The sequence below is a fragment of the Okeania sp. SIO2F4 genome, from assembly GCF_010672385.1.
Taxonomy (GTDB): Bacteria; Cyanobacteriota; Cyanobacteriia; order Cyanobacteriales; family Microcoleaceae; genus Trichodesmium.
The window spans coordinates 1-4,549 of sequence record NZ_JAAHGT010000808.1 but is presented as its reverse complement, the minus strand read 5'-3'; the positions used below and the strand labels follow the sequence as shown (position 1 = coordinate 4,549).

Here is a 4,549-nt window from a genome sequence, read left to right as displayed (position 1 = left end):
CTAGGTGAAGTACAGAAATTGTGATGCCAATTTATGAGAGGAAGGGGTTGGCGATGTCAACCCCTTCCTCTCCCGTATAAAAATGATTATCATTCTCATAAATTGTACATTTTATTTTTTGGAAGTCCCTAACCTATAAAGCGACAACTCTTGTATAGATATAACGGATATATCTCACCCTGTAGAGACCTTGCATGCAAGGTCTCTACAGCGTTTTTGCGATTTACTCGAAACGGGTTTGTTTAACCCGGATTTAGTATAACATCCTCCTGATTTTCAAGTTCTGAATTCTCAACTGTGAATTCTAAGAGGTTGTTTGTCAAGAATTATGAGGTATTTTGATCTGTTGGAAATTGGGTATTACAGACTGCAAAGTCACCGGATAAATAACCAAGTTGTTAAAGTTTAAAGGGCGATAATTTGACCTAACAAAAGTTGACAAACAGTCTCTAAATTAGCACATTCTGACTTCTGACTTCCCTATCCTCCCAAACCCAAAACATTCTGTAATAGCATTTGGTCTTCACCTTTAAGTTGAAAGCGACCACTTTCAATATCTCTAATCCAGCTTTGGCTTTTTCCCAGCATAGTTGCTAACTGTCTCTGACTTAACTGTTGATTTTTCCTAGCAATCATAATTTGTTCGCCACAAATAGCAGAAAGCTTTTTTGTTCTTTTGCGCTTATTAGTATAACGTAACTTCTGTTTTTCAAATTCTGCTAAATGTCGATCCCATTCCTGGGGGAGTTGAAACCACAGGATACGAGCATTCATTAACATATTCCACTTCCCCCTTGGACCGCGATCTGTTAATCTCTGATGCTTACTACCATCATCGATCCAAAAATCTAAAGCTGCATCACCGTCATCAGGTAAACCTGCCAATTTTGCCCACATTGGTTGAATTTCTTCGGGGTAAGTTACAGGGTCAAATTCAGGCTTGAGTCCATAATGGCTGAGAACTTCCAGATCGCTCTCAAAAGTCTTTATTAGTCGTTTTCGGTCATCCCTAAACGAAGATGCTTGTCTGACTTTATGTTCGCCATAAGCTACTCGCATTAAGGTAGGTACAGTCAAGCGTTGCTCCCTACCCATTTTTGTTTTGAACAATAACCATAACAACATCCTAGCAGTTCCCTCATGTTGCTGCCAGATACTCATCACAGTAGTTAATACAGACTTAGGTAAAATTCCATATTGATAGAATGCTGTGCGCTGTTTGCAAGCTTCCTTGTTGAGGAAATACTTAGCCCAGATACCAGCTCTAACTCTAAAAGTCAGACCAACAAGATGTTTGCATCCTGTGGAATCTTCAGAAAAGTGATGTTCAATTTCTAATATATGCCAAAGTTGACTTTCTGGCAATGAAAAGGAATTTATTCTACCTTGTTGAGGCCAGTCAATAGTAGTAGTAATTTGGCAAGGTTGTTGAGCAAGGTTTTTAATCAAACTCAGTTTAGTTGCTTTAGATAGGTCTTTGCGTTTTTCTAGCCCCAGGTATCTTTCTATTTGCCGATCGCTGATGACAAATTCTTGCTCCCATGGTTTGTCAATAACTGTTGCATGGGCGGCATAAATTAGGTGTAGACAAGCTGCTCTGATATCCATTGCTGGTATATCTGTTACTTTTTTGACATCATCATTTAGAGTTGGGGATGTACACCCAAAATCTTTGATGCCAAAACTAATTGAACCCTGATCTTGCTTAATAGAACGCTGATAGATCGGTTTACCTTCTGGATCTGCTGTCCAAGGTAGCGATCGTCTCTGCGCCAGAATGTTGCAAGCTTCCCAGATTACTATAGAAGAAGCAAAGGGACTGTGCTTGCCATCGGGAAATAGGTCAGAGCTTGTGGGTGTTCTTGTCTCAGCCTTATATCTACCTTTTTTAGGTAGGGTAGGAACAGGACTACTAATAGAACAGTGAACTACACACTGAGGCTCTTCGTGATACCCCTCACAGCTATTACACAGTTCGGGATTAATAGAATATTGTTCATTATCGACAACTATCGCACCTGTTGGGCACTGGGTTTGGGGCACACAGGTGGCACATCCGAGACAGTTTTCAGTCATTTTGTGAGTCATAACAAGCCCCTGTTTTTACTGTTGAGCAGTTAGGTGTTAGTCATACTTCTTATAATCTGTAAGTTGATTTCGCTACCTATTAAATAGTGATGCCCTGATTGCTGTACAACTAACTATATAAGGAGTTAAAATATCAAATCTTTTATCTAATGATTTAAGTATTTTCACTCAAGTCTAAATTGAGACTTTTAATAAACCTTAATATTTCATAAATACTTTAGATTATATGTTCAGAATGAGCAAATTAATATTATTTTTATCTTTTAGTATGGAGTAATTAATAGGTTATTTAGCAGATAAGGATATTTATACATTTAACTTGCAATAGTTAGTAATTTCAAGGTTGATTTAACTACTAATTTTTAGTAAAAAAAACCAAGGGGAAATACTTAAATCATTATTAAAAGATATATTGATCGGCATTTCACCCCAGATATCAACTGCTGAATCTCCTAATTATTGAGATTGCTGGCTAACATTCCTCTCAAGTTTCTTACTTGTATGATTGGCTCGATTATCAAGTTGTACTCTACCTCTAGGAAGGCGAATATTTTTTTGTTTAAGAATTCTCCTAACTTGAGTACCACTAAGTTTAATTCCTGTTCGTTGAGCAAGATAATTTGCTAAACGTTCTCCACTCCAATTGCTACATTCATAACCTAACTGGTTAGGAGATTTTTTTGTAACTTCTATCAATAATTGAATATATTCTTCTGTAGCTTTGCGAAAGTTACCATGCTCTCGCCGATCTCGTAAACTATCTAATTGATCTGGATCTCCATGTACACACCAATAAGCAACTGTTCTATAAGAACAACCGATAAACCCAGAAATTTCTGAATAAGTTTTTCCGTCATTTAATAGGAGTAACATCAATACTCTTTCTCGGAAATGAGAGCAACCGCTCTCTCGCAAAGCTTTCTGCAATCTTTTCTTTTGCATTGAACTGAGAAAATCTTTTGCAGGCATAACAGCTACCTCAGTTTAACAACTTAATGCAACTTAGCTGCACAGTATCTATAATCCGCTTTTCAATACCCTTTATTTGGGAGTATAAGCTGCAACTCCAGACATAGGCAAAACCTTGCCTGTTGTAGTCTGCTATCCTATACTAAAAACAAGTTTAAATAGATTAATAGATTACCTGTGCTACTTAACTTGATGGTGATGACTTGTTTCAGGCATTAAGAACCGGATTTAACTTAGCCCCTATTTTTCACAACTAATATGGCCAAAACAAGAGCAGAAATATGTGATGTTAGACAAGCTGAAATAATTCCTGCATCTTTTGGGTAGATAGTCAAGTCTGGATCTTAGTAGAATGCTTGTAGATAGCTGAGAATTAGATTAATGTATCTTGATTTAAATTTGCTTGCGCCTATCTGAACCTGATATGGTCATGGCGTTTTGTAGAGCAAGCTTTTTCTGAAGGCAATAGTTTTGGCTTGGGGTAGGTAGGGGCAAGAACACCCGTTCTTAGAAACCTACGATTATCTACAAAAATCTATGATTTTCTATAAATAATCTATTCTATTCCTGCTTCAAACTGGCAACGTCGGCGTTATCCAGCTCCTCTGGCTGTCACGGACGTTCGCGTCAGCGGAGCGTAGCTCTCACTGACCGCCATAGCTAGATTTAAGCTAGCATTCAAATCTCTATCGCAACTGAAACCACAATGCTCACAGTCAAACACTCTCTCAGATAACGACAGAGATTGCTTCACCTGACCGCACTTAGAGCAAGTTTTAGAGCTAGGAAACCATCTATCAACAACAACTAGCTCAGAGCCATATAGCTCACACTTGTACTCTAGCTGTCTACGAAACTCATAAAATCCCATATCAGCTATAGCTTTAGCCAGTTTGTGATTTGACATCCCATACGGATACATTTAAGTCTTCTATTACTATCTGGCTGTGGTTTTTAGCTAAATAAGTAGTTAGCTTATGCAATGTATCCTTTCTGATGTTGGCTATCCTGTTGTGCAGTTTGGCTATTTTGAGTTGTGCCTTTTTCCAATTCTCAGAAAATTTGACTTTATGTCGGTTCAGGTATTGCAGTCTAGATAATTTAGTTTCTAATTTTCTGTAAGATTTAGCACCTTCAAAAACCTCACCAGTTGATAGTGAAGAAGCGTGATTTAACACCCAAATCTACACCAACTACATCAACTGATTTCTCAGTGACTTGGGATTCTGTTTCTCAGAGCGAAACTCACAAACCATCTATCAGCTGTTTTGCTAATAGTTACAGCTAAACGGAGTAACATTATCTGGCAAGATTTCAAAGGTTTTCACCCATCCAATTCTAGGTAGTTTTATACGATTAAAACCTACTGATATTGAGCCCGATACGAGTGAAACTATCATCTCTACCTTTTTTCTTGAATTTAGGCATTCCCGACACTTTACTAAAGCAACGTTTCCAAGAGTAAAGATAAATATCTCAAAGCAAACTGAGG

4 protein-coding genes are annotated in these 4,549 nt (G+C 37.8%); all 4 read right to left on the bottom strand.

All coding sequences use genetic code 11. The features are described 5' to 3' along the window. Positions 1 to 480 precede the first annotated feature (480 nt). Positions 481 to 2,088: a helix-turn-helix domain-containing protein gene (locus tag F6K22_RS33070; protein ID WP_293108101.1), complete on the bottom strand. Its 1,608-nt coding sequence runs from the start codon at positions 2,086 to 2,088 to the stop codon at positions 481 to 483. A 456-nt stretch (positions 2,089 to 2,544) separates the two neighbouring features. Beyond that, positions 2,545 to 3,057, bottom strand: a complete 513-nt coding sequence (locus tag F6K22_RS33065) for a helix-turn-helix domain-containing protein (protein ID WP_293108098.1) — start codon at positions 3,055 to 3,057, stop codon at positions 2,545 to 2,547. A 592-nt stretch (positions 3,058 to 3,649) separates the two neighbouring features. Continuing rightward, positions 3,650 to 3,964, bottom strand: coding sequence for an RNA-guided endonuclease InsQ/TnpB family protein (locus F6K22_RS33060; protein ID WP_293108095.1), 315 nt, complete (start codon positions 3,962 to 3,964; stop codon positions 3,650 to 3,652). Continuing rightward, a complete protein-coding gene (locus F6K22_RS33055) occupies positions 3,942 to 4,235 on the bottom strand; it encodes a transposase (protein ID WP_293108092.1) in 294 nt (97 codons plus the stop codon). Before F6K22_RS33055 ends, F6K22_RS33060 begins: the two co-directional genes overlap by 23 nt. Positions 4,236 to 4,549: the final 314 nt, after the last annotated feature.